The organism is Thermosporothrix hazakensis (genome assembly GCF_003253565.1).
Taxonomy (GTDB): Bacteria; Chloroflexota; Ktedonobacteria; order Ktedonobacterales; family Ktedonobacteraceae; genus Thermosporothrix; species Thermosporothrix hazakensis.
Genome location: NZ_QKUF01000003.1, coordinates 267,561 through 293,765 on the forward strand (window position 1 = coordinate 267,561; position 26,205 = coordinate 293,765).

22 protein-coding genes are annotated in these 26,205 nt (G+C 51.9%); 5 read left to right on the forward strand and 17 right to left on the reverse strand.

All coding sequences use genetic code 11. The features are described from left to right. Positions 1-20: 20 nt before the first annotated feature. Both metG and EI42_RS07895 read right to left on the reverse strand, forming a co-directional pair. On the reverse strand, positions 21-1,781 hold the full coding sequence (gene metG, locus EI42_RS07890) for a methionine--tRNA ligase (RefSeq protein WP_281278967.1): 1,761 nt from the start codon (positions 1,779-1,781) through the stop codon (positions 21-23). 64 nt (positions 1,782-1,845) lie between these two features. Next, positions 1,846-2,871: a ThiF family adenylyltransferase gene (locus EI42_RS07895; protein WP_111320614.1), complete on the reverse strand. Its 1,026-nt coding sequence runs from the start codon at positions 2,869-2,871 to the stop codon at positions 1,846-1,848. Positions 2,872-3,092: 221 nt separating this feature from the next. On the opposite strand from EI42_RS07895, the gene EI42_RS07900 reads away from it, so the two are divergent. The 3 genes from EI42_RS07900 (at position 3,093) to EI42_RS07910 (ending at position 4,710) form a co-directional block, all read left to right on the forward strand. Next, positions 3,093-3,329: a hypothetical protein gene (locus EI42_RS07900; RefSeq protein ID WP_137686206.1), complete on the forward strand. Its 237-nt coding sequence runs from the start codon at positions 3,093-3,095 to the stop codon at positions 3,327-3,329. Between the two features lie 460 nt (positions 3,330-3,789). Further along, positions 3,790-4,236, forward strand: coding sequence for a response regulator transcription factor (locus EI42_RS07905; RefSeq protein ID WP_170142446.1), 447 nt, complete (start codon positions 3,790-3,792; stop codon positions 4,234-4,236). Between the two features lie 78 nt (positions 4,237-4,314). Continuing rightward, positions 4,315-4,710 carry a response regulator transcription factor gene (locus EI42_RS07910; protein WP_170142447.1) on the forward strand — a complete coding sequence of 132 codons (396 nt, stop codon included), beginning with the start codon at positions 4,315-4,317 and terminating at the stop codon, positions 4,708-4,710. Positions 4,711-4,745: 35 nt separating this feature from the next. On the opposite strand, the gene EI42_RS07915 is transcribed toward EI42_RS07910, so the two are convergent. The 12 genes from EI42_RS07915 to EI42_RS07970 all read right to left on the reverse strand — a co-directional run bounded on the left by EI42_RS07915 (position 4,746) and on the right by EI42_RS07970 (position 22,695). Then, positions 4,746-5,801, reverse strand: a complete 1,056-nt coding sequence (locus tag EI42_RS07915) for an ABC transporter permease (RefSeq protein WP_111320622.1) — start codon at positions 5,799-5,801, stop codon at positions 4,746-4,748. 12 nt (positions 5,802-5,813) lie between these two features. Continuing rightward, the gene (locus EI42_RS07920) at positions 5,814-6,773 is read right to left on the reverse strand and encodes an ABC transporter permease (protein WP_111320624.1); all 960 of its coding nucleotides are present in this window, start codon (positions 6,771-6,773) and stop codon (positions 5,814-5,816) included. 194 nt (positions 6,774-6,967) lie between these two features. Then, positions 6,968-8,671: a peptide ABC transporter substrate-binding protein gene (locus EI42_RS07925; protein WP_111320626.1), complete on the reverse strand. Its 1,704-nt coding sequence runs from the start codon at positions 8,669-8,671 to the stop codon at positions 6,968-6,970. A gap of 419 nt (positions 8,672-9,090) precedes the next feature. After that, positions 9,091-10,098: an ABC transporter ATP-binding protein gene (locus EI42_RS07930; protein WP_111320628.1), complete on the reverse strand. Its 1,008-nt coding sequence runs from the start codon at positions 10,096-10,098 to the stop codon at positions 9,091-9,093. 15 nt (positions 10,099-10,113) lie between these two features. Beyond that, on the reverse strand, positions 10,114-11,091 hold the full coding sequence (locus EI42_RS07935) for an ABC transporter ATP-binding protein (RefSeq protein ID WP_111320630.1): 978 nt from the start codon (positions 11,089-11,091) through the stop codon (positions 10,114-10,116). Positions 11,092-11,109: 18 nt separating this feature from the next. Further along, positions 11,110-12,207: an ABC transporter permease gene (locus EI42_RS07940; protein WP_111320632.1), complete on the reverse strand. Its 1,098-nt coding sequence runs from the start codon at positions 12,205-12,207 to the stop codon at positions 11,110-11,112. 11 nt (positions 12,208-12,218) lie between these two features. Beyond that, on the reverse strand, positions 12,219-13,211 hold the full coding sequence (locus EI42_RS07945) for a hypothetical protein (protein WP_111320634.1): 993 nt from the start codon (positions 13,209-13,211) through the stop codon (positions 12,219-12,221). A gap of 736 nt (positions 13,212-13,947) precedes the next feature. Continuing rightward, a complete protein-coding gene (locus tag EI42_RS07950; protein WP_111320636.1) occupies positions 13,948-15,702 on the reverse strand; it encodes a peptide ABC transporter substrate-binding protein in 1,755 nt (584 codons plus the stop codon). A 281-nt stretch (positions 15,703-15,983) separates the two neighbouring features. Beyond that, a complete protein-coding gene (locus tag EI42_RS07955) occupies positions 15,984-17,675 on the reverse strand; it encodes a peptide ABC transporter substrate-binding protein (protein WP_111320638.1) in 1,692 nt (563 codons plus the stop codon). Between the two features lie 158 nt (positions 17,676-17,833). After that, positions 17,834-19,270, reverse strand: coding sequence for a hypothetical protein (locus EI42_RS07960; protein WP_111320640.1), 1,437 nt, complete (start codon positions 19,268-19,270; stop codon positions 17,834-17,836). Positions 19,271-19,306: 36 nt separating this feature from the next. After that, complete coding sequence (locus EI42_RS07965; RefSeq protein ID WP_111320642.1) at positions 19,307-20,086, reverse strand: hypothetical protein; 780 nt, start codon at positions 20,084-20,086, stop codon at positions 19,307-19,309. Positions 20,087-20,448: 362 nt separating this feature from the next. Beyond that, positions 20,449-22,695 (reverse strand): tetratricopeptide repeat protein, encoded by a 2,247-nt coding sequence (locus tag EI42_RS07970; RefSeq protein ID WP_111320644.1) that lies wholly within the window; start codon positions 22,693-22,695, stop codon positions 20,449-20,451. A gap of 219 nt (positions 22,696-22,914) precedes the next feature. Here EI42_RS07970 and EI42_RS07975 point away from each other — a divergent pair, with 219 nt between their 5' ends. Next, complete coding sequence (locus tag EI42_RS07975; RefSeq protein ID WP_111320646.1) at positions 22,915-23,343, forward strand: Crp/Fnr family transcriptional regulator; 429 nt, start codon at positions 22,915-22,917, stop codon at positions 23,341-23,343. Between the two features lie 140 nt (positions 23,344-23,483). Here the strand turns inward: EI42_RS07975 and nrdR are convergent, their stop codons facing one another. Next, a complete protein-coding gene (gene nrdR, locus EI42_RS07980) occupies positions 23,484-23,969 on the reverse strand; it encodes a transcriptional regulator NrdR (protein ID WP_111320648.1) in 486 nt (161 codons plus the stop codon). Positions 23,970-24,059: 90 nt separating this feature from the next. Then, positions 24,060-24,323, reverse strand: coding sequence for a DUF6788 family protein (locus EI42_RS34825; RefSeq protein ID WP_371859985.1), 264 nt, complete (start codon positions 24,321-24,323; stop codon positions 24,060-24,062). 537 nt (positions 24,324-24,860) lie between these two features. Between EI42_RS34825 and hpf the strand changes: the two genes are divergently transcribed. Beyond that, complete coding sequence (gene hpf / locus EI42_RS07985) at positions 24,861-25,472, forward strand: ribosome hibernation-promoting factor, HPF/YfiA family (RefSeq protein ID WP_170142448.1); 612 nt, start codon at positions 24,861-24,863, stop codon at positions 25,470-25,472. Positions 25,473-25,545: 73 nt separating this feature from the next. Here the strand turns inward: hpf and EI42_RS07990 are convergent, their stop codons facing one another. Continuing rightward, a complete protein-coding gene (locus tag EI42_RS07990; RefSeq protein ID WP_111320652.1) occupies positions 25,546-26,181 on the reverse strand; it encodes a ClpX C4-type zinc finger protein in 636 nt (211 codons plus the stop codon). Between the last annotated feature and the right edge of the window lie 24 nt (positions 26,182-26,205).

Below are 26,205 nucleotides of genomic sequence, written 5' to 3' on the forward strand. Positions count from 1 at the left end.
CTCCTTTTTTCTGCCATTCTTTATTGTGCGGGTTCTTCCAGCTTGGGGAAGAGCGGTGTCGGTTTGGGCAGCGTACTCCCTGCGGGAACCTGACGCAGTTCCCAACGCTCTTTGCTGGCCTCTCCCTCGAAGCCGAGAAGTTCATGAAGCTTCTGAGAAGAGAACGGAAGGTACGGGCTGAAGAGCGTATGCAGTCCGCTGAGCACTTGAAGCATCACATAGATCGTGGTGCCAGCGGCCTCACGATCGACCTTGATCTGTTTCCAGGGGGCCTGCTCGTCGAGATAGCGGTTAGCTTCGCGAGCAACCGCCATCGCGGCGTTAATACCGTCTTTGAAGTGGCACTGCTCAATCGCGCTGGCAACCTGAGCGAAGCCCTGCTCAACTTTTTCCAGAATAGCCTTATCGGCCTCTCGGAGCGGCAGCGGTTCGGGAACCACGCCGCCAAAGCGGCTTTGCAAGAAGGTCAAGGTGCGATGTGCCACATTGCCATAGGCCGCGACCAGTTCATCATTGTTGCGACGAATCATTTCCTGGAAGGTGAAATCAGTATCGCGGTTCTCGGGAGCCGTGACAGAGAGATAGTAGCGCAGGGTATCGGCGCTATACTGATCCAGTACATCGCGGGTCCAGATGACGTTACCACGACTGGTTGAGGCTTTTTCGCCGCTCATGGTCATAAACTCGTTGGCCGGGACATCGTAGGGGAGGTTCCGGTTGCCGTAGCCGATGAGCATGGCGGGCCAGATCAGAGCGTGAAACGGAATGTTATCTTTGCCGATAAAGTAGTAGGATTTGACCGCTGGCTCTGTTTTGCCGGGCACCCACCATGTTTCCCAGGTATCGGGGGTTCCGTGTTTCTGGGCCCATTCAACAGTCGCCGAGAAGTAGCCAATCACCGCGTCAAACCAGACATAGATGCGCTTATCTTCGTATCCTTCCAGAGGAATGGGAACGCCCCAATCAAGGTCGCGGGTAATTGCGCGTGCTCGCAGGCCCTCTTTCAACCAGTTATTGACGAAGGCTACAGTATTCTGACGCCAGTGCTCTTTGTCGTGAGAAAGCCATTGTTGAAGCGGCTCTTGTAGCTTGGGGAGGTCCAGGAAGAAGTGCTCGGTCTTGCGCATTTCCAGCTTGCTGGTCTTGCTGCCACAGAGGCGGCAATGCGGGTTCACCAGGTCGATAGGATCAAGCGTCTTGCCGCAGTTATCGCACTGGTCGCCGCGGGCCGAATCATAGCCGCAGTGAGGACAGGTGCCCTCAATGTAGCGGTCGGGCAGAAAGCGGCGATCGGTCGGACAGTAGGGGGACTCCATTGTGTCCTTGAAGATATAGCCGTTTTTTTGCAGGGTTAAAAAGAAGTCCTGAACGATGCGGTAATGATTTTCCGTCGTGGTCTCCGTAAAGATGTCCCAGGACATGCCCAGACGGTCCCAGACCTCACAGATCTGTGCATGGTAATCAGCAACAAACTCAAGGGGCGTGATACCGCGTTTTTCGGCCTCGACGAGAATCGGGGTGCCATGTTCATCGCTGCCAGAGACCATCAGGACATGGTTCCCAGCCATGCGGTGGTAGCGTGCGAACGTGTCAGCCGGGAGGTATGCGCCGACGATTTGTCCTACATGGGTAGAACTTTTGGCATACGGCCACGCGACACAGACTAGAATGTGTTCGTTCATGAGCGTTGATTTTTCTCCCTTAAAATGATCTTTTGCTTTAGAGGCATGTGGGGAAGGTGGTGCAGGATAGAACCAGACTTTTAGCGCATACTCCAGCAACAGTAGAAACAGGTCCGAGGTTTGATAGATGTATTATAGCAAGTGATAGCGCCCCGTACAAGTTTCACATACCAATGTAACGTGCATAGAGCGTGCGGGCTACATGCTCGTCCGCTGTTCCTTTGATGATCGCACGTGCATCAGGAAAAATGGTCAGGTCGTAGCCATCCACCTGAAAGCGGAGCAGGTAGCTGTTATAATTGACAGTGCCAAGCGGTTGAAGCCGCTGCGCGAGCTCTGCGAAGTTGAGCGTTACGCCTCCACGCTGCCCGGTATGGCCTCGTACCTGAACGGCGTTACGCCCACAGAGGGTTGTTGCGCTGCCACTGTTGAGTGTATCTAAGAACTCAAAGTGATGCTGACCGCAGGCCGGACAATCCGGCTGGCGTGGAAGTTCCAGCCGCTCAGATGTATTTTCCCACAGGTCAATACAGGTGAGGGCATGACTGACCTTCTCGCTTCCTAACAGGATTTTCAAGGCTTCGGTAGAGGCGATGCCGCAGATTGTTCCTACGATACCGTTTAATACCCCTGCTGTGTCACAGGTTGGCGTGGTTCCGGGAAGAGGCATTTCCGGAAAGACACAGCGAAGACAGGGGGTAGAACCCGGCAGAATGTTCATGGTCACGCCATAGGATGCAATCACTCCGCTGTAGATCCAGGGGCGTTGTAGCTTGATACAGACATCATTCAGGAGATAGCGCGTCTCAAAATTATCTGTGGCATCGAGAAGCAAATCAGATGTGCGTACAAGATCTTCAATACCATCAGCGTTGATATCCTCGACCAGGGCTTCAATCTGCACATCGCTATTCACGCGGCGCAATTTCTCTGTTGCGGCAATGGCCTTTGGCAGGCGCTTCTTTACGTCTTCTTCATCAAAGAGAATCTGTCGTTGCAGGTTGTTCAGTTCAACAAAGTCACGATCTGCGATAATCAGTTTGCCTATGCCTGCGCGACAGAGATTGTTCGCAAGCACGGTACCAAGCGCGCCACAGCCAATCAGGGTTACGGTCGCGGCGCGTAGACGCTCCTGCCCGGCTTGACCGATAGGCTGAAACAATATCTGTCGTGAATAGCGATCGAGCATACTTTTCCCCTTTTATTCTGCCTGGAGAGTTTCCCTTCATGCCTTTTGATATTCTAGCATATCTTCTGAAACAAGGCTACGGCGTTACCTTCTTTTCTGCTGACGCTGGATTGGCATATGTCTATCTCTCTATTATATTGACTGGCTAGTATGCAAATAGGAGATATGGAAAGCAGTGATACTCACTGCTTGTTTCGTTCATAGAAAGGATAGAGTACAGAATGTCGTCTAAAGTCGAAATGCCTTTTCGCACCGAAGATGCCCAGGAACAGTATTTTCAGGTCACCGATGCGGTGCCTGCACAGGTCTGGTACTGGGCGGCGGTAAGTTCTATTGTTGCTTCTGCCATGATGTTTCTGATGAATAAGAAGGATTGGGCCATTTTCGTAGGACAATGGCCTCCTGCCTTTCTGCTGTTTGCGATCTTCCATAAGATCTTGAGGCCCTCTTCTCGGTAGCCACTCAGAGCTGTCTTGTAGAGATCCAGTCTCTATGGGGCAGCTTTTTTGTTTTTGGGGCTGACTGCTTGGTTTTGGTGATCCAGGAAAAAACATGTGTGAGAAGAATCGATCTGGACAGGTATATACTAAGGAAAGAACGGGTTTTTTGTTGAAACGATGAGATAAGGTGTTTGTTGTTTCCTGTATTTTGGATGGAAGAAAGAATATACAGGAACTCGTCCTCTTCTCAAGAAACTATAGAAACTTGCAGCCAGGTGCGCTACTATAGAATAGGAATTGATTTCCAGATAAGAGATACAACGGTTCAGAGAATGGAAGAGCTTGAGCAATTTCGTAGTACGAAGAGAATCATGAGTTGGCAGTGAAACTGAACTGTGTTACAATGCAAAAGAGGGTGATGCACCTTCTAAAGCCCGTAACCAGTACAGTATATAGCTCTTTGAAAGAGGCAAACCCTATGGATAGCGGGAACGCCGTGAAAAAAGTATTGGTTATTGATGATAACCCGACCATCGTCGAACTGATAAAATACGCGGTCAGTCTTCATGGTAGCTATCAGGTGAGCGTTGCATATGACGGGGTGCAGGGGCTTGAGCGGGTCTATGCCGAACAACCTGATTGTGTCATTATTGATGTGAAAATGCCGCGTATGGGGGGCTATCAGTTAGTTCGTTGTCTGCGTGGCGATCCTCGTACCGCCGATACCCCGCTGATTATTCTCAGCGCGATGACACGAGAAGAGGATCAGATGGCAGGACTGCTGTCAGGTGCGGATGAGTACCTGACCAAGCCGTTTAAACCAACCGCGCTGAATGAAGCAATTGAACGTGTGTTGCGCTTGACCCCCGATGAACGCCAGAGCCGAACCGAGTATCTTGTGCGCACTCAGTCTGAGCGCGAATAATATCTGCTTGCTGGTGAAGAAGAGACACTTTTCTTTGCCACCGGAAAAACTGTAAAAGAATATGTGGGTCACAAGGCATTGCGTAGGTTAACTATTCTGTTTATAGATAGTGATAAAAATGCCCATGAAAAGTTACAGCAAGCTCTGGGAGAGGGGTTTGTTGTCCAGGGGGTAGTATCTATAGCAGAGGCCAAACGGGTCTTGAGTATAAAGGTGCCTGATGTCTTGATCAGTGAGGTATGGGTTGGTGAGGAAAGTGGCTTAGAGCTTTGCCGTTATGTGCGCGGCAAAGCTGCTTTTAAATGTCTTCCATTTATGTTTCTGACATCCCTTTCTACCCTTCAGGATAAAGTGGCTGGCTTTGAAGCCGGAACCGATGATTATGTCGTCAAGCCGTTTGATGCTCGACATTTACAGGCGCGAATCCGCTTGCTTGTTCGTATCAAACGGCTTGAGCAGCATGCCGGTGTCTAAGCCGGTATTGCAATACAGCGTGTTCAAGTGCTGGCTTAGTCTTTGGAGCGAGGATCAAAGGCGTCCCGTAGACCATCGCCCAGAAAGGAGAAGGCCAGCACGATAACTGCGAGCATACCAGTTGGAAGCAACGCTTCCCAGGGATGGATGGCGAGCAGCGTTTGTGCTGCCGAGATCATCAGGCCGATGCTGGACCCCGGATCCTGAACCCCCAGACCCAGGAGACTAATACCTGCCTCATTAATAATCGTGTTGGAAATGTTCAGGGTTGCCGCAATGATGACGATGCTGAACAGGTTCGGGACGATGTGCTTTGTGATGATCTTTAGATCGGTTGTTCCCGCCGCTTTTGCCGCCTCAATAAATTGTTGCTGTTTGAGCTGCATTGTTTGTCCTCGGACATAGCGGGCCATCAACGGCCATGAGGTAATAGAGAGGGCTAATACAACCAGGAGCAGGCGGGCATTGCCTCCACTGAGCAGTGGCGTGTTTGCGAACATGACATCGACCTGTGGCCCGAAAATGCCGGTCAGCAGGATCACGAAAAGCAGGCCGGGGAAGGCGAACATCAGGTCGGTAAACCGTGCCAGCAGGGTATCAACCCAACCCCCATAATAGCCCGCCAGGACGCCGATCACAACCCCGAGCAGAATGTCAATGATCTCCACCAGCACCGCGACCACAATAGAGACCAGAATACCTTGCATCAAACGGGCCAGCATATCGCGTCCAACCCGATCGGTTCCAAGCCAGTTCAGCCCGTTAGGACCCTCGTCAAGATGATCAAGATTCTGGAAACTGTGGCTATGGTACTGCGTCGGTCCGATCTTTTGCGCGTCCGCTGTTTCGATCGTGCCCCCGATATGCTGATAGATTGGAGGACCAATCAGGGAGATCAGCACCAGAAACGCGATCACACACATACTGACCAGTGCCCGTCGATCACGCATCAGGCGCCTGAGGGATTGTTGAAATGGTGTCGGCGACTTCTGAACTTTTCCTTCAATCACCGCTTGGACCTGGTTCTCAGTCACTTCAGGAGGCCGGGCTTCTGGCTGTTCTATAGATGGGTTTTGATCTCGTGTTTCCATGATACGCACCTCTTATTCAGCTTTGATGCGGGGATCGACCAGCGAATACAGAATATCCGAGATCAGGTTCCCCAGGACGATGCACAGCGCGAGAAGTGCCGTCGTTGCCTGAAGGACAGGGTAATCCAGGGAGTCAATCGAGATGAGCGTCAGGTTCGCGATTCCGGGCAGATTGAAAATACGCTCGGTGAAGAATCCTCCGGTTACCAGAAAACCAATCGAGACACCGAAGACCGTTACCAGAGGGATCAGAGCGTTGCGGAAGGCGTGACGATAGACTACGCTCTGTTCGCGGAGCCCTTTCGCTCGGGCCGTGCGGACATAGTCCTGTTTGAGCACTTCAAGCATACTCGTTCGGGCCAGACGAGCATAGTAGGCGATTCCGGCTGTTGCATATACCAGGATAGGAAGTATCTTGTATTGGATATCGGTCCAGGTATATCGCCAGGGATATCCCCATTGAGTGACAGGCCAGGAGACACCTGTCTGTTTGCTGACCCAGATGACAAGCAGTTGAAGCAGAACGCCGGTAATAAACACCGGGAAGGCGTAGAGAACCAGGGCTATACTCATATTGAGCGTGTCAACCCAGGTGTTGGCTTTTAGCGCCGAGATGATCCCTAGCGGGATACCGATAAAGATTTGCAGCAGCAAGCCCCAGAAGGCCAACTCCAGAGAGACGGGAAGCCCATCTTTCAGAATATCCCAGACCGGCCGTCCTTGCAGACGGAAGGACATGCCGAGGTTGAAACGTGCCAGATTGACCAGATAGTTTCCATATTGTTGATACCAGGGCAGGTCCAGGCCATACAGGTGCTTCATTTGCGCGACAGTCTCTGGGGTTGCGCGTTCACCGAGCATGGCGGTTATAGGATCGCCCGGGGCAAAGTATCCCATAATAAAGGTGATAAAGGTGACTCCAAAGATTACAAAGAGTAATCCCAGAATCCTCTTGATCAGAAACTGAATCATGCTGCGCTCCTTGCTCTTGTTGTGTGAGAAGTGATAAGCGCCTCAATCAAGCTCTCTCAGCGTGCTCGTCTTGTCGCGGTTGTGTTATTTGATAGGGCAACCGTCCGCAGTAAGGACTACTGCGGACGGAGACTGGAAGGCTCTCCTTGAGAGCGTAGTGTTCAATTTGTGCTGAAGACGTGCAGGACATGCCTTTATTGCGTGATGTAGATGTCACTCCAGTCTTCGGGCGGGATCAACTGCTGACTGTTCAGTTCAAGACCGTGGACATTTGGTTTGACCAGGTATTGAACCTTCTCCTGCCAGAGTGAGAGCCAGCCAACATGCTCGACGACCTTCTGTTCGATCTGGTTGTACAGAGCCATACGCTTGGTCTTATCTGGCTCTTTGTCAGCCTGGACAAGCATATCCTGAACGTCCTTCATCTCCTTCAGCTCTTTGATGTTCCCCAGTCCATAGTTGAACTGGTTATAGTCCTGCCCTTTGCCGAAGAAGAGGGTCAGCCAGTCCTGTGGGTCAGGATAGTCAGCGTTCCAGCCGGCCTGCCACATTTGCAGGTTGCCGTTACCTTTTGTGCCAGTTGTAAGGTCGAGCAGTTTCGGGCGCGTAACAACAGAGACCTGTACATTGACACCAAGCACATTCTTCCAGCGCTGCACAATGATGTTAATGGCGTCTCTGAAGTTCTGGTTTCGTGGGTAGTAGGTCAGCGTGATGGGGGGCAGATTCGAGACACCGTTATAACCGGCCTCTTTCATTCCTTCCTCAAGCAGTTGTTTCGCCTTTTCGGGATCGCCTTTGGTGGAGGCGCCTTGTGGTCCTGTCAGCTTCTCGTTGTAACCGACCATACCATTAGGGACGATGTGGTTTGTGGGCGTGAACGAGTTCTTCATTGCGCTCTTCACTACCTGATCTTTGTCGATTGCCAGCGCGAAGGCCTGTCTGATCTTGAGGTTATCAAACGGCTTGACCAGATAGTTCATGGCGATATAACGTACGGTCAGGATTGGCGTATCCTTGAAGCCCGGGGAGGTGCGTTCCTGCTCAAGACTTGCGGTGGGAACCGGTGAGAACTCAAGCTGGTTGGCCTGATACGCACGATACATAGCCTCTTGATCCTTATAGAAGAGGACCTGAAGCTTCTTCAACTGCGGCTTTTTGCCGTAGTAATTCTCGTTGACGACCAGATCGATGCCCTGGTTGTGTGTGTACTTCTCAACCTTGAACGGGCCCGCGCCGCCGCCTTCTTCCGCATGATCCGTCCACTTGTCGCCATACTTCTCAATCAGCTTTTTGTTGACGACATAAGAGGTCGGATAGGTCAGGGACTGCAAGAAATAGGCTGCGGGGTATTCAATCTGGATAACGACTGTCTGTGGATCTTTCGCGATCAAGCTTTTGCCGATCAGGGTATCTGTTTTGCCCCCGTGGAGATCGGCGAACCCCTTGACGAGCTGTAGATAACCAGCAACATCAGATGCTGTCTTCTTGTCAATCGCACGATTGATACTGTAGACTACATCCTCGGCGGTGAGTGGATCACCGTTGCTGAATTTCAGACCGTCTCTGAGCTTGAAGGTGTAGGTCGTGCCATCATCAGAGACCTGGATATCCTTCGCAAGCTGCGGCACTACTTCCAGTTTCTTGTTCAGCGTTACCAATCCGGTATACACTGCCTGAATCGGGAAGTTTGAGTCAGTATCTGAAACATAGGCAGGGTCAAAGGTATGGATATCGGGGTCACCTACAACCGAGTAGCGCAAGATCTGCTTGTCGTCTCCGGCTTTTGACCCATTTCCCGGAGTCGTTCCACCCTCTCCCCCACAGGCGGACACGAGTATTGCTACCAGGCAGAGGAGCGATGACAGAAACAGAGTTAGTTTCTTGCCAGCTTTCATACCACTTCTTCTCCTTCATAATGAAGACATACGAACAGGCGAAGAGTAATGAAGATAGGAAATCGGCACCAGGCACCTTTCTAACGGGTACATACATTATCAGGTGTGGCTGGCTTCGCCTTTACCTCAGCAAAAATATCTCCCCAGAATGTAGAAAGAGATACTGTAAGGAACACTATCTTATTACGTTCTGTTAGCCCGAAATCTCTCATCACTGGTGATGAAAAAAGAAAGCTGCTTGAAGGATAGAGAAGATATTTCAAAGGGATGACAGAAAAGGCACAGAATAGTAGGTGGAAGCAGAAGGGATAAGTAAACGACCTGTAGAGAGTTGTGAGCGGGAAAGCAAGTAGGCAGAAAAACAAAAAGAAAAACGGCCATGCCCGAGGAGGAACATAGCCGTTTTGCGTTTTTGCTTGCTAGCCAGGGAAGTGACAGGCTGCGTAGTGGTTTGGTTGCTTCTCTTCGAGAGGCGGAATTTGTTCGCGACAGATTGCCTGAGCCTTCCAGCAGCGAGGATGGAAGTTACAGCCGCTGGGCGGGTTTACCGGGCTTGGAACGTCACCTTCAAGAATGATACGCTTGCGACGGCTCTCAATCTCTGGATTCGGCACGGGAACTGCCGAGAGAAGGGCCTGCGTGTATGGATGCAGTGGTGCCTCATACAGCGCTTCACTCTTTGCCAGCTCAACAACGCGTCCCAGGTACATAACCGCAACGCGGTCGCTGATGTGTTTCACCACAGAGAGGTTGTGGGCGACGAACAGATAGGTCAGGCCGAACTGTGCCTGTAGATCTTGCAGCAGGTTGAGCACCTGGGCCTGAATCGAGACGTCGAGTGCGGAAACTGGCTCGTCTGCCACCACAAAGGATGGGCGCAGTGCCAGAGCACGAGCGATACCGATACGCTGGCGTTGACCACCACTGAACTCGTGGGCATAGCGGTTTACGTAGAGCGGGTTAATACCTACAGTTTCCAGCAGGTGCGCGACCTCTTCGCGGATTGCCCGGCTATTGCCTCGTCTGAAGTTCTCCAACGGCTCGGAGACGATCTGACCGATGGTGTAGCGCGGGTCGAGAGAGCCAAAGGGGTCCTGGAAGATAAGCTGCATTTCGGAGCGTTTCTGCCGGATCTGGCTGGGGGGCAGCTTGGTCAGCTCAACGCCATCAAGCTTGACGCTCCCGGCGCTCGGCTTGATAAGCTGTAGGATGGCGCGACCGGTGGTGCTTTTACCACAGCCACTTTCGCCCACCAGACCAAGGGTCTCGCCACGACGGATAAAGAGATCAACCCCGTCGACTGCCTTCACCGAAGCGACAGTACGATTCAGGAGACCGCCTTTAATCGGGAAGTGGACCTTGAGCCCCTTGACCTCGACCAGGGTGGTTCCTGCTTTTTGTTTCTGTGTTTCAACTTGTTGTACCATTACTCACACTTCCTCTTAGTCTGGATAGAAACATGCTGCGACTTGCTCGCCACGGCCAACCGGTTGCAATTTGGGCTCTTCCTGACGACAGCGCGGCTGGACTTTGGGGCAGCGGTCCGCATAGCGGCAGCCAACAGGAGGATTCACAAGATCGGGTGGCTGACCTTTGATCGGGGTCAGACGCTCACCACGGGTGCCGTCAAGGCGTGGCACGGAATTAAGCAGACCAATGGTGTAAGGGTGAGCAGGTGTGTCAAAGATTTGCTTGACGGGTGCCGATTCAACGATTTTACCGGCATACATCACGTTCACGTGCTGGCAGGTTCCAGCAACAACGCCGAGATCGTGGGTGATCAGCATCACAGCGGTGCCGAACTCGTGCGAGAGGCCTTTCATCAACTCCAACACCTGCGCCTGAATGGTCACGTCAAGCGCGGTGGTTGGCTCGTCAGCGATCAGCAACTGTGGGTTACAGGCAAGCGCGATAGCGATCATCACGCGCTGGCGCATACCGCCACTGAACTCATGAGGATAGTTTTTCGCGCGGCGCTTGGCATCGGGGATGCGTACAAGGTCGAGCATTTCAATGGCACGCTTCCAGGCCTGGTCGTTGGTGACATCTTTGCGGTGGCGCTTCACGGTCTCCGCGATCTGATAGCCAACGGTGAAGACGGGATTCAGCGATGTCATCGGGTCCTGGAAGATCATCGAAATCTTACTACCACGCAGGTCCGTCAGCTCATCCTTGCTTTTATCCAGGATGTTTTCACCGTTAAAGAGGATCTCCCCGCTGACAATTTTACCGGGAGGGGTTGCAACCAGACGCATGATTGAGAGCGCTGTGACACTTTTGCCGCAGCCACTCTCACCCACAACGCCCAACGTCTGGCTTGGTTTCATGGAGAAGGTGACATCGTCGACCGACTTGACGACGCCTCCTCGTGTGAAAAAGTATGTTTTTAAATTATTTACTTCAAGCAGATTGCCTGTCATTCTTGATATCTCCGCTAACTAGTCTTTTGAGCGTGGGTCAAATGCGTCGCGTAAGCCGTCTCCCAGGAAGGAGAACGCCAGCACGATAATAGTAAGGACAATGGAGGGAAGTAGAACCTCCCAGGGATGGGTATCGACCAGATTCTGTGCGTCAGAGATCATCAGACCGATGCTGGAACCAGGAGGCTGCACACCAAGACCCAGGAAGCTCAGGCCTGCTTCACCAATGATGATACCGCCGAGGTCAAGCGAGACCTGCACGATAATGATTGCGATCAGGTTGGGAATGATGTGGCGTTTGATGATCTGGAAGTTGGTTGTACCGGTGGAGCGGGCCGCTTCAACAAACTGCTGTTCACGGAGCTGGAGGGCCTGACCTCGAACCAGACGGGCAATGAACGGCCACTGGACAAGTGCAAGCGCGATAGAGACAAGGACCAGACGTGCGTTACCATTTTGACCGATGAGCGGTATACTGCTGAAGGTTGTGTCAGCGGACGAACCAAAGATACCGGTCAGCAGGATGGCGAACAACAGGCCAGGGAATGCGAACATAATGTCGGTAAACCTGGCTAATATCTGGTCTATCCAGCCTCCAAAGTATCCCGCCATAACACCGAAGAAAATACCCAGGAAAACGGTGACAATTTCTACGACGATTGCCACAACGAGCGAGATAAGCATACCCTGCATCAGGCGCGAGAACAGGTCGCGACCAATACTATCTGTACCAAGCCAGTAGTATGCGGATGGTCCCTGGTCCTGGTTATCGAGCTCCTGGTGAAATGGATCACGGTATACCTGTGAGGTGACATGGTCTCCCATGCTGGTCACCATTTCAGGGCCGATGTTGCGGTAAATCGGTGGTCCAACTATTGGCAAGATAATGAAGAAGAGCAGGAAGCCAATACTGACCATTGCGCGGACATCTCGACGCAGGCGGCGCAATGATTCCTGAAATGGGGTTCCCGATTTCTTTGGCTGCTTGCCATCTGCGGGTATAGCGCTACCCTCTGCGGGCTGTGCAACCCCCGCGCCCTCCACTGGCATGGTAGCCGAATCAGATGCGGCAAGGCCCGGGGAGGCGTGCTCGCTGTTTTTGTCTTTTGTATCCATTCGTCTGTCTCCTACTCGGCGTTAATTCGTGGATCGACAAAGGAAGTGTCGAAGATATCCGAGAACACATAGCTCGGTGTACATGCTGGACAATCGCGGCCAGTCGATGTACGGTCGATAGCGCAAGGCACTGCAATGATGCCGGGATTGCGAGATGTCTGGATACCAACGCTGCCGATCCCTGGTAGGGTGCGATGCTGCCGGAATAATGCCGTGCAGATCATCATAAGTATACCAAGGGCCAGACCAGAGCAGGTCTGTCTGAATATGAAGGCTTTGCGTTGTGTGTGCTTGTCGGGTCGATAAAGCTTACGCAAACCTGTGATATGTAGATCACTATCGGTCGGTTGCGTCCGGTCCAGCTTGTCGCTGACTGGCTGGATGGTGCGCTGCGGTATACCAATAGCGAAGGAGCTCGCTGCGAACGCGATAGGGATCGGAGTAAGCCGGATATCTTCCCTTGTAAACCGCCAGGGTGTTTCCCTGGGAGCAACCGGATGGGGGGTGCCTGTGGCTCCTGTTGTAAGCCTGATGTGAACGTACCCGGCCAGAACGACGGCGACACTTGCAGAACAGGTGTTGTCCTGCAATCGAGTTCCCGGGCGCGTTTTGTCGATCCAGTATATGGCCTTGAGGGCAAGCAAAATACCTGGAGATACCTCGTTCATGATCGTTATTCCTCTCCATCTGCCCCTTGCGGACAGATGTGGGTTCTCCACTCCATTCAACTGCGGCTTCTGGATGGCGTCAGCATGTTCCCTGTTCCAGAAATGCGCATGCCCGAGGTGTGAATACCTGCTGGTATGCTGAAGTTGATAGGAGAGGCGTTGTCCCTGGTGTTGGCTTTGGTTTTGCGTGATTTCAAACCTACGTCCGAGCACAGCCCCGAGCACAACCCTGATGTCATCTTTGGTGGCACGATCCCCTACGCGAACGTTGAGATGTGTAACCGCCAGAAGTGTCTCGTTGAAGCGAATCAGGTGTTTGACGAGGAACCCGATCATGCAATGTACCCCTTAAACTCCCTCTGAAGGTTTTTAATACGAAAAAGACCCAAGGGGTCAGATAGAAATTCGCTCGATTGTTCGTAGCTCATCGTGAGCTCGCTGGATAACGGCACCCATCCATAGACAATCACCGATTAACGCTTGCTATCCATTCAAGATAGTTTCCGTTTATTGTAAGTGAGGCAAGCGCAACTGTCAAGGTAACGTATTGTTTCTTTCTGGCTTCTTGTTTTCTTGTCTTTCCCTCTTTTTCGCCATTCTATCAGGCTCTTTCGGGTGCCTCGCCTCCTGTTTCTGGTACCTCCTTTCGCGAATCTAACCTTTGTTTCTCCTTTTCTCTTTCTCTATGCCGGTAGCACATGAGCTGAAATGCAAATGGGCTATTGCTTTTTCCTGTTTCCCTGGTCGGTATATATTTATACGTCGGTCTGTCTGGTGAATCTCTCACAGGTCTTCTTCTGGAGTCACTCCTTTATTTATAAGTACATTTATTATAATAAAAGTGACAAATAGTGAATCTCTATGTGTGAATACTATGAGGTTGGTTGCTCTCTTTCATGCTACAATAGGGTAGCATTTTTACTACAACCTGTATCTCACTTGTTTTGACGAAGACGCTCCCTCGCTTTTTATTGATCGGCTTTTTTCTCCCAAAATGGAGGGAAGAGGAGCAAAAAAGATCTGAGTTAGCCCAAAAAGGCTAACCCAGATCCGTGGAGAAGGATATGTTTGTCTAGCGATATTTTGCTGCATCGACACAGGGCGATTCGTTGGAGATGTAGATTCTGCTCCAGTGATCCGGGGCTGGTAGGCCCTGAGCCGTCGGGGAGTAGCCTTTTACGCAGGGTTTGACGACGGTCGGATCTGTTGTCTGATACATGGGAATCCAGGCAACGTCATTGACCAGACGTTGTTCTGCTTGCTGATAGAGTTTCAGGCGCTCCTGCTGATTGGTGTCTTCGTCGGCTTTCTCCATGAGCTTGACGGTCTCAAGCTGGTCTTGATAGTTTGGCATCTTGTCATTCTGGGCGTAGTTATAGGAGTTGTAGGTTGAGTCCTTATGGAAGAGCAACGAGATCCAGTTCTGCGGATCTGGATAATCAGAGCCCCAGCCGTAGAACCACATCTGTAGCCCTTTGGGGTTCTTGTAAGTCTGGTCTACCAGATCGCCTAGCTTAACACGCTCAACGGTTTCCAGTTTGACATCAATACCAAGCACGCTTTTCCAGGCTTCCTGAGAGGCAATGATCATATCATGTGCATCTTTAGGCACATTGGAGGCGTAGGTCAGCGTGATTTGAGGGAAGGTGGCGCGAGTATAGCCACTCTCCTTCATGCCTTCCTCAAGCAGCGTTTTGGCTTTTGCCGGATCTCCGCTCGTGCTCTGCACGCCGGTCGGGCCGGTCAGGTCTGGATTGTGTCCGGGGATCTTGGTTGGCACAATATAGTTAGCCGGGAGCACGGTATCTTTCCAGATTGCCGAGGCGTATTTCTTTTTGTCGAGCGCCAGAGCGAAAGCTTGCCTGATTTTGAGGTTGTCAAATGGCTTGCTCAGATAGTTCATGGTGTAGTACCAGACGGTCGACTGAGGCACCGCCCGGAACTGGCCATCTGGAAGCTGTTTTGCCTGACTGACTTTGATCGATGGCACCCGCGCCCAACTGACCTGATTGGTCTCATATGCTCTATAAATGGTGTCGATGTTCTGATAGAAAGGGAAGATCACCTTTTTCACTTTGGGCTTTTCACCGTAGAAGTGGGGGTTAGGCACGAACTCAATGTATTGGCCCTTGATATATTTGGTCACGATGAATGGGCCTGCCCCGGCTCCCTCGTCCAGATGGTCCATCCAGTGATCTCCATATTTTTCGATCACCTTCTTGTTGACGACAAAGGAAGAGACGTAGGAAAGCGTATAGAGGAAGTAGGCTGCCTTTTTCCCGAGGACAATCTTCAGGGTATCTGGTTTCTCCGGGATAAGGCTGTAGTTGAGCAGGGTGTTGCGCTTCCCGCTGTTGCGCTCCTTCGCTCCTTTAATCAGATCCAAATAAATAGGAGCGGTAACGGATTTTGTGGCGGGGGCCAGCGCTCGATCAATACTGTAGGCGACATCCTCTGCTGTGAGTGGATCGCCGTTGTTGAACTTCAGGTTGGGTTTCAGCTTGAATGTCCAGGTGACCCCGTCGGAAGCGACGTTGTACGACTCTGCAAGCTGTTTGCTCAGCTTCTGCTCTTCATCAATCTGCACCAGTCCAGTAAAAACCATAGCTACGGCAGAAGTTGCTGCTGCATCTTCTGCAACAGCAGGATCGAACGTCGAGATGTCCTTATTATTGATGGGGTAGACGAAGATCTGTTTGTCATCAGGGGCTTTTTCATTGCCGGTGGATTGGTTGGTATTTGTGCCTCCGCAGGCAGCCAGCAAGAGCACACAAACGCTCAATAGCAGGGGTAGCGTATAACGAACCGAATAGTGCTTCTCTCGCATGCGATACTCTCCCTTTTCTGTTTCGCTTCCGTCCGAAGCAGATCTAGCTGATAGCTCGCTCTCAATGCTCTTCCATGAGTCCGGGGATGTGAGAGAGATGTTCAATATGTTTATATATATACGTTTCCTCTTTATAGAATCTCTCAGTATTCAGGTACATAGCAAAAATAGAAGGTTAATCTAAAGTATAAACGTATTGATATATAAGTAAAAGAAGCAATAGTATCAGGATAAAGAAGAAAAAGGGAGAAAGGACTGAAAGGCCTCTCTCCCTGTGCTGTCTAGGCGGGCTCGACGCGATAGATGTTGGACCAGCTATCAGGGGGAATGATCCCGGAGGGCGTATCGGGCATGCCAACGATATAAGGTGTGCGCAGGAACGTTGAGGTGAATTGTTCCATTGGAATCCAGGCAACGTCGTTTACCAGTTGTTGTTCGGCCTGCTTATATGTCTGCATGCGGGACTCCGGGTTGCTCTCTTTGTCCGCCTGAGCCAGCTTCTGTTGTAGCTCTTTCTGTTGCGGAGTAACGCCGTAATTCATGTTATTGTTGAACGCTTTTGTTCCGAACTGGTAGGTAAGCCAGTTCTGTGGGGAGGCATATTCTCCCACCCATGAAAGGCCCCAGATCTGGAGTCCCTGGCTATTGTGAGTCGTGGCTGTAATTCTATCCAGCAGCGTGTTATAGTCGAGTCCCTCAGCCTTCACGGTAACATTAAGCACGCTTTGCCATTGCTTGACTATCTCCTGCGCTTCCTGCTCTAGCTGCTTGTTCCCGGTGGCATATGAGAGGGTTACCGGCTCCAGCCTGGAAAGCTGTTCTTCCTTCAAGCCCTGCTGCAAGAGCTCTTTGGCTTTTTGGGCGTTGCCGCTGAGATTCTGGGTGCCATCCGGGCCAAGCAGGTCTGGATTATAGCCGGGCATCCCTTCAGGGATAATATGGTTTGTTGGGATCACGCTGCCCTGCCAGATCTGATCGGCAATGGCCTTTTTATCAAGCGCCAGAGCGAAGGCCTGCCGAATCCTGATGTTTTGAAAGGGCTTGGCCAGATAGTTCATCGTATAATAGTTCGTCCACAGTTGCTTGACCTGATGGAAGTCTTCCCGTCCCTTATCCTGTGTGTAGCGCGAAAAGGGAAGAGGTGCTATATCAACGGACTTTTTGAGGTACGCGTTATAGGCTTCTTCTGGACTGTGATAGATGGAAAAGACGACTTTTTGCAGTTGTGGTTTTGTATTGTAATAGTGCTGGTTAGGCACAAAGGTGATAGATTGACCGCGAACATATTTTGAGACGACGAAGGGTCCTGCGCCCGCTCCCTCTGCCAGATGGTCGACAAATTTTGCGCCATACTTGTCAATCAACTCTTTGTTGACAACGGAGGCGCTGGGGAGTGTCAGGCGATCCAGGAAATAAGCTGCGGGCTCTTTTGCGATGAGTACAATGGTTCCATCGTCAGGTGTCTTAATACTATCATCGAGAAGCGTATCAATCGTTCCGGCAAGAAGTTTGTCTGAGTCTTTTAAAAGATCAAGGTAGAGTGGCGCAACAGTTGATTGGGTTTCAGGTTTTAAAGCGCGTTCAAGACTATAGGCGACATCTTTGGAGGTTAGAGGCTTCCCATTGCTAAAAGTGAGATTTTTTTTCAATTGAAAGGTCCAGGTGACGCCATCGCTTTCCTGCTTCCAGGATTGCGCGAGTTGCGGCACGATTTCCATTTTATCATTATATTGAACTAAACCGGTGTAGAGCATTTGTACGGCCCGTATAGAGGCATCATCATGGGCCAGTGCGGGATCAAGGGTATCAAAATCTGTAATCCCGGTTTGTGGAAGTGTCAGCACCTGCTTATCGGCGGGCGCTTTGACCAGTCTCTCCCAGGGACTGCACGCGCTTAGCATAAGCAAAGGACCGATCAGGCAAAAAAGCGCTACAAGAGGGCCTGTATGATAGGTTTTCCTCTTTCCATGCATCAGGGCAATCTCCTTTACAGCCAGAGGGTCTCTTCAGGAGAGCGAGAAAACGCCCTCCCGGTCAACCATTATAAAACAAAAGGAGAGACACAACTAGCATTTTGTGCCTCTCCATCTTGTCTTTGCCAGACGGGTATCACAGGTGTGCAGATGTGCCTTTACAGGCCCGCGAGGCTGGAATCGCGAGGACCAAATGCGGCGGCACGTAGCGCAGCCTGAATGAAGCTGTCGCGGTCAGTTTCCTGAAGCTGTCGCGGCCAGCCAACGAACTCTTCTGCGGCGGCCTGAACGATTTGCAGAGTATGGCCCTGATCGGCATTTGCATCGGTGTAGCCTGCGGCGATACCAACTGCGGCGAAGAGAGCGCGAGGATCATGCCCGATCTTAAGATAGCGGCGGGCGGTAGTCAGCGCTCCGCTGTAATCTCCCTCGACGAGCTGCTTTTGCAGAGTTTCAAGCTGTGAGCCCGCGATGAAGCCGCCACCGACGATTTTCGCGGCTGCCTCTTTGGGTGCTGCGGGTTGTGCCTGCGGTGCCAGCTCTTTGTGCAGTGCATTGATGTAGGCCGCGGAGAGATAGACCAGCTTCATCGCCTCAACGTCCTGGACGCGGGTAAAGATCTGGCGGACGGCAGCGGCAAGGAGCAGACCGTGCGCGGCTCGGATGAAGAGAGCGCGGTCCTCGTCGCCAATTGTGTTCAGCAGATCCGCGGCGGCCAGTGCGATCACCGAAGCGGTTGCACGGGGACTGGCGCCACCCTTTATGATCGCCTCATTGACGGCGCGGCACACTTGAATAGTATCGACGTCGCTGCGGAGCGTCTGGCGAAGGGCAAGGGCGCTCTCCTCTTTGGGGGGTGCGAGCCGAGTGCGGACGGCTGCCAGGCTATTTTCTGGTTTATTGGCGAAATCACGAACCTGCTTTGCCCACTCTGGCTCGTCGTTCTGGGGCTTGAGTGGCAAATGCGGAGCAAGCCAGTGGAGTACGTTTGGCGCACGGTCTCCCCACTCAACTGCATCGAGAAGCTGGAAGCCACGTAGAGCAAACTGCTGTTGATGGCCGTTGTTCTGGAAGGTGTCGGCGATACCCTCATAGGCACGTACCTCCATCGTGCGATAGTCAGCACCGGAGCCATAGAGGCCGAAAAGCAAGCGCTCGGCAAGCTGAGTATCGTCACTGTGGACGGCTTTGTGCATCATTGTATTGACCGTTTCACCCTCGGGCAGCTCACTCGGGAAGAACGGCTCGGGATACTGCGGCTGGACATCGTTACCCGCACGGACAGCCGCTGCCGCTTGACGGACTGCCTGAACGAAGAGAGGCAGTACCCGTTCGCGTGCCGGAACATTTGAATCCACCGGTGCGGGCATAAAGCGGGCCCAACGGCTCAGCATTGCGGCAGCGGCCAGGGTAATCGATGGATGGCCTTCGTGGTCGCCCCGGACGGCAATCATGCCAATACGACCGAGTAGAGTATCCGGGTTATCCGTATTTTGGAGCTGCTCCCGTGAAGCAGCAATAATCTCATCAGGATTGTTCGCAATAAGTGCATTGACAAGTCGTGAGAGGTCCACTCTCATTTCTACTTGTGCCATAAAATAAGCTCCTAAGAAATACGTGATAATTGAGGATCAGGCTTGTTCTTTTAGCTCACGAATAGAGCGTTCGATAGCGGGTATATCTGCATATTCCTCATCGAGTAGCTTATAGGCTCGTTTGAGATAGAGTTCGGCCAGTTTTGCCCCGCGTTCGTCGGGATCAATTGCGGCTGCAACCAGATCTGAACCGCGATATTTGTCTGCAAGCAGGTGTACTATGCGCTGCATTTTGCGCCTGGTATCCTGAAGCAAGGCGCTATCGTGTCCCTCGATCGCATATCTGGCAGTCCCTATGAGTTTACCAAGCTCGGCAAGCTTCTGACGATCAGGCATAGTCTGGAAGAACAGCTCTTCCGGGTCGATCTCATTGAGGGTCAGCGGTTCAGAGACAGGCTCGGCTTTTTCAGGCTGTACTCGGGCAATAAAGTCCATATACAGGCTGGTATATTCCTGGCTACCCGCTATTGCCATCTGCATTCGGGTCATGTCATCCCTGGAACTGATAGAGCCAATATCACACAGGTCATCGTCGCGATGTTCTGCCAGCGCCTTAATATACTCGAAATTATCGACTTCCTCCAGAATAGGAGGAATGGGCATTCCTTCCGCCGAAACCTCGGTGTCCTGAAGCTGCTCTGCTGGAAGCTGTGCAGCCAGAAAAGGCGGAATGAACTTCGCAATCGATGACATAGGGATAGGCGGTACGACACAATAGGTGCAATAGGTTGCACCGGCAAATCCCATGCTGCGAGCAACAAGGATCGCATGCCCCTTTGGTGTTTGCGGATTTCCGCGCAAAAACTGGATAGCCATAATGCTGTATTTCCTCCGCTGCAAGGCCAACGCCAATCTTGAACAAGATGCGTGCCTGGTATATCCCAATCCTGGTTTGTGTCTTTATTTCCTGGTTCGGTCTTTCTTTTTTTAGCCCTCAGCAGCCTCGGAGGCCACTGCAAGACTCATCCTCAAGAGGAGAGCGAGAGGTGTACTGGCTCATTCCTCTCTCTACAGGGGTGTGAGCGACCCCGAACTGCACGTTCCATGAAAGCGCGTGGTGTCGCTGCTGAAACCTCCTGTTGCATTCCCTTGAACAGGTGTATCCTGGAATAGTTTCTCAAGAATGCGCCTCTACATTCTCTCAGATCAACCCGGTGTTTACAATCCCCTGCACTCTCCTAACCCTGAAGCGCGGCCTTCATTGCTTCGATACGCCTGAGGAGTTCCTGATTCGCTTGTAGCTCTTCTTCGGTGAACTCTTCGCCGCTGGTCGGGATATCATCTTCGTAGAGTTGGATCCGCTGGATGATTTCCTGAGGGCCAGCGATGCGCGCGAAGTTTTGAAGCAGGGTTTTGGCCTGTTCATCCTGTCCGCGTCGAATATCTGTAATGGCGGTCTGGGCATAGAGATCAGCATACTGGCGAAGGAACAGTGTCCAGTGCTGAGGATTGCTGATGGTGTTCATGACGTTCTCTACCTGTGTGATAGATTTCGTCTGCTCGTCGCGCGCTCTGTCCAGATCACCACGCAAGAAGTAGATACCTGCGCGAGCGGTGCGCGTGTCTACCACACCGAGCGGGCGTCGGGCCTGATGATAGAGATGAAGCGCCTGCTCGAAATCTTGCAAGGCGGCGTCCAGCTCGTTCTGACCGCGTCGCACCAGGCCACGAGTCAGATAGGCGTCCGCGAGTCCGAGAGCCTCGGCTGTTTGCTTAAAGCGCGTGATCGCGGCTTCGCTATTCTCAAGGCCGTCATCCCAGTTCTTCTGGCCGATGTTCACCTGAGCAATACCCAACATAGTATAGCCATCACCGTCAACACTTTCCAGCAGTTGGAAGCGCCGACCAGCATCCATCAGTGTTTCAAGGGCTTTGTCCAGCTCATCCTGTGCAAGCAATGTTTGCCCGATGCCAAGCACAGCCTGGGCAGCCTGAAGAGGCTCATGGTATTGTTCGGCAAGCTGTTTGCCGGTGGTAAAATGCTGATAGGCCTGAGCAAAGTCACCAACTGTATGATAGAGCTGCCCATACAGCACCTCGATAGCAGGTTTGAGATGAGCAGAGAGTGCATTGTCTCCCACTGCCTCTAAGGCACCGCGTAAATGGTTCTCGGCACTGCGCAGATCACCGCTAAAAATCGAAAGTCGGGCCATACCGATCTCGATCAGAGACCTCAGGTGTGCATTTGCCGAAGTGGAAATGGTATCGCAGCGCTCGGTAGCGTCGGCATAGGCATTGCGGGCTGATGGCGTTCTTCCTGTATGCTGATAGACTGAGGCGACGCCGATCAAGGCTCGAACCTCGGCGCGAGTGTTGCCGAGCTGGTGCGCCTGATTTGCGCCGTCGGTGAAAGTTTGCAGCGCGCGGTCAGCGAAGCCTCGCCGGAGTTGAATCTCGCCAAGCGTCACGGTTGCATCCGCGAGCCCGAAGCGGTAAGCTACAGCCTTAAAGGTCCGCAGCGCTCGCTCAACCAGCGAGTTCGCATAGCCAAGCTGACCGCGACGCAGGTTGATTGCTCCAAGCAGGCTACTGGCCTCCGCTGCGCCCAGGCCGTTCTGCTGATCGGAGTAGACTTGCAGGGCGGATTGAGCGCCAATCAACGCCTGATCAATATTATTCTGATTCAGCATAATTTCCGCAAGGCCCAGATTGGCATCTGCTGTGCCGAGCTCGTATTCCAGAGAAGAGGCATTTTTCAGTGCTTCAGCATAGAGATCGGCGGCCTGGTCGAGTTCTTCGCGTTCCAGATGGATGCGGGCCAGCCCGAGCTGTGCGTCAATGGTGCCGAACAGATCTTTTGTCTGCTGATAGATTTCCAGAGCCTGTTGATAGGTGTGCAATGCTGCATCGTAGTTACCTTCAAGCCGCTGGATATCTGCAAGACTGCGATTGGCATCTGCTTCGTGGGTTGTGTCATTGGCTTCATGAAAATAGCGGATCGCGTCCTGATAGTGCTCGGTAGCGTAGGTGCGATTGCCGCGCTGAAACTCGATATGCCCCAGTGCGAGATAGGTATTGCCGAGTCCTTGAGCATTGTGATGGGTGCGATACATGTGCTGCGCGGACATGTATGCATCCTGGGCTTTATCCAGGTGGGCGAGTTGACGTTCGATATGTCCGATAGAGAGGGTACAGGCGGCCTCATTTAGCGGGCGGTTGGCCTGCTTATAGTGTTTGATCGCGCGCTGATAGCTATTGATAGCCTGTTCCAGGGCGTGGTTTTCACGCTGCGCTTCAGCAATCATCGAGCGGCTGTCACCGGCCCGTTTGAAGTCACCGACAAGGCGGTAACGGATTTCCGCGTCCCCAAAAGCCTCAATTGCTTTGTCTATTTTTCCTTCATTATAGGCTGTGAAGCCATCTTGCATACGCTTATCGGCCTGTTGCCGATCTTTCTTGAGCTTTTCCTGGTCTTCTATAGCCATAGAATCTATCCTCTAGACGGTGAGCGTCGGTATTTGTTTTGTAGCACGGAAGTACTGAATTCATTGTAGTGCGTCGATAGGAGAAAGTCAAAAAAGCTCCTGCTAATCAGGTATCTTCCGTAGCTTTCTTGTGGTAAAATACGGTGCAAAATCAGGAACAGTGCGTAGGCCCGTTCCCTCTTATTTTACCACTAGCTTTGTTATGAAGGAGCATGAGGCATGAATGAAGATATTCTTGCACGCGTAGAACTCTTCTCCACTCTCAGTCCCAAAGAGTTAAAGGATCTGGCGAAGAGCGGCCAGGAGCGTACATACCCTGCGGGCTCAGTCCTGTTTAAGCAGGGGGACGCAGGCTCGGGGTTATATATCATTAAAAGCGGGAAAGTGCGCATTGAGCAGGCAATTCACCCAGATCGGGCGGAAGAAACGTTAGGTACTGCTGGTCCTGGCGACGTGCTTGGCGAGATGGCTCTACTTGATGATTTGCCTCGCTCTGCTTCTGTGACTGCGGAAGAGGATGTGACCGCATTCCTGCTACCTGTCTGGGAGTTCCGCAACTTTCTGCGCTCGCATCCCGATATTGCCCTGAAGATGCTCGCGGTATTGAGCCGCCGTCTGCGGAAGGCCGAGTCTCGTAGCCACGACTAGAAGCCTGGTACGCTCCTCTTTATGGATGTTGTGTCTGGAGTGCATAGCACATAAAGAGAGCGTTTCTCTTGTATTCCTTTGTTGACTATACAAGTAAGAAGCGTCGAACCGGGTAGAGCACCCCCGGCCCGGAGGGTGCTCTATTCTTCTTTCTGGGTCTGAAGCTCGCTTTCCGCTTTATCTCGGTGTAGCAGTTTTTGAATCTCCTCAAACATCGTTTCTACATCGGCGAAAGAGCGATAGACACTGGCGAAACGAATATAGGCGATTTTGTCCAGACCTCGTAAGCGCTCCATGACCAGCTCTCCAATAACGCTGCTTGGGATCTCCTGTTTGCCCAGGCGGTCAAGTTTCTGTTCGATCTCTTCGATCGCTTTTTCAATATCCCCCGCGGGGAGGGGGCGTTTCTCACAGGCTTTGCGAACACCAGCTGCGAGTTTCTGGCGGTCAAACGTTTCCCGACGTTGATCGCGCTTGATCACCATCAGCGGGACCTTCTCCACACGCTCATAGGTGCTGAAGCGTCCCTTACACTGTTCACATTCACGTCTGCGATGAATTGCATCCCCAATGTCACGTGAGTCTTTGACGCGTGACTCTGTGCCTCCACAGTAAGGACATTTCATCCCTATGTCCTCCAATGCTGTTTTCTGAACTAACAGGGATATTCTATCACACTCAGGTGCAGTGGAGGCACAGGAGAGAAGGATATAGGATCACACGGTTACGGAAGAAGAGAGTTTTAAGCGGTCCAGTTTGGTGGATCGGCTTCTGCTGACTGTTTGTTGTAGGCCTGTCTGCTGGAAACCGGGATGCACTTTTCCTATATACCCTGAGCGCAGGCGAGAGCCCTCGCGCCAGTATGCGTACCAGTACGGTCCATGCCCCTGACCATTCTTACAGGTACTACAAGATGACTTACCACATTTTCTGTATTGGAGCTGGTATGTAATATGCTGATCACTTGGAATTTCACGCATAAACCACTGAACCCTTCCACTAACTTGAGAAGATAGTGCATGTTAGAGATACTGTTAGTATCATAACATTAATGAATGAATATTGTATGAAGTTGTGCTATGTTAATATGAATCAATATTCATTTGCCCAGAAGAGCGGTTTTGGAAGAATGGCTTCTAGAAATAAGTGAGATCTGGAAGAGCTTAGAAAAGCTATTGGTTACACTTTTTTCAGATCTGAGAAATGATGGAGAAGATAGGAGGAAAAAGAGAAAGAGAGCGGTTTCGATGGAAAAAAGTGTGTCGGCTTTGTTTTGCAATGCACAAACTATGTGAAACATTGTTACTGCTTGTTACAGACAAGGGCGGAAATAATGAGGGGCATTGTCTGGACGAAAGGGGAACGACGCGGGAACATGGACGGGTAGGGTTCCTCCTTGTGTTAGACATCCACGCGCCTGAGAGGGTATAATAAAAGAACATACTTCCTTTTCGGCCAGTTGCAGTGGCTCGACGAAGGGCTACTGAGGAATGAAAAGAATGGAAAGAGAAGTGCATATGGAAATTAATATCGAAGGCCGACAGTTACCTGTAACTCCGCAACTCCGACAACAGGTGGAACGCAAGGTCCGACGCCTTGCCCGTTTGGTGGGCGATAACGCCCGGGTAGAAGTGATTGTAGGTGAGGAACAGACTCGCAGCAGCAAGGACCGCTATACCGTACAGATTAGCCTGCCGGGCAGCTCCCACGCCATTCGTAGCAAGGTCAGCGCTCTCAATACCAGTGCTGCGCTTGATCTTGTGCTGGATAAAATTGAGGCGCAATTGGGGAAGCAGAAGGGGCGTCAGACGGCGAAGCGCCATAAAGGTGCGCCAATGAAACGGCTGGCACTCTCACGAAGTGGACAGCTTTCAGCGATTGAAGCGGGCAATGAAAGGGAGGAAACAAGCGTCGGCGAGCAGGAGAATGAACAGATCTGGTCGCGAATCAAAGAGATTCGCCGCTTGCCGACAAGGCCGATGAACGATCAGGAAGTAATTGCTGAGATGGAACGGACAGGGGCCACCTACTTCCCGTTTTATAACCAGGAAACCGATAGCGTGAATGTCATGTATCGTCTCGATGATGGAGGATACGGGTTGCTTGTCCCCGCGCTAGAAGAAGTGTAAGAGGACATCATCCGTTTTTAGCTCCCCCGCAAGCACGCGGGGGAGTTTTTTCGTGCCGTTTTTCATCTAACGGTTACAGCGTGATCTCAAAATGCCACGGGCGGGTAGGAGGGTCCTCAAACTGCCCCAGTGGCTCAGCGGCACGAATGGTCAGTGTGCTGGTATTCTGACTCGGCAGCGGACGAAAGCGGGCACTTCCCTGATACACCGCGTTGCTGGGGCTGCTGGCAAGATCGGGCCGAGCAAGGATCATACCGCCGCGGTCGCCATGCCATTGCGCTCCGGTATTATCGCGCAGGAAGAAGATAATACGCGGAACAAAGGAAAAGCCAGCGCTAAAGGGCGGCCTGATCCAGAGAAAGTGGAGCTCAAAGTATGTCTGATACAACTGCAAGCGATGGAGGATCAGCGTCATCCCCTGTTGCTTCTGTTCCTGTTCCAGAAGAAGTGTGCGTTGAGGAGTTTCAATTGTTGGATGCGCTGCTTGTGCCTCATCTGCTGGGCGTGGAGCGGCTACCACAATTGGCGGACGTGAAGCCAGCTCCAGCGCCTTTGTTGAAAAAGGTGTTGGATCATTCAGAATATCAGTGCAGAGATGGATGCATTCATCACAGATGTAAGCTGCTCCTGGGCCTGCCACCATACGACGAACCTCTGATGTGTGGCGGCCACAGAACGAGCAGCGGGCTTGAGTCCGATCAGTGCTCATAGCGCCATCCTTACAGGGAAACCC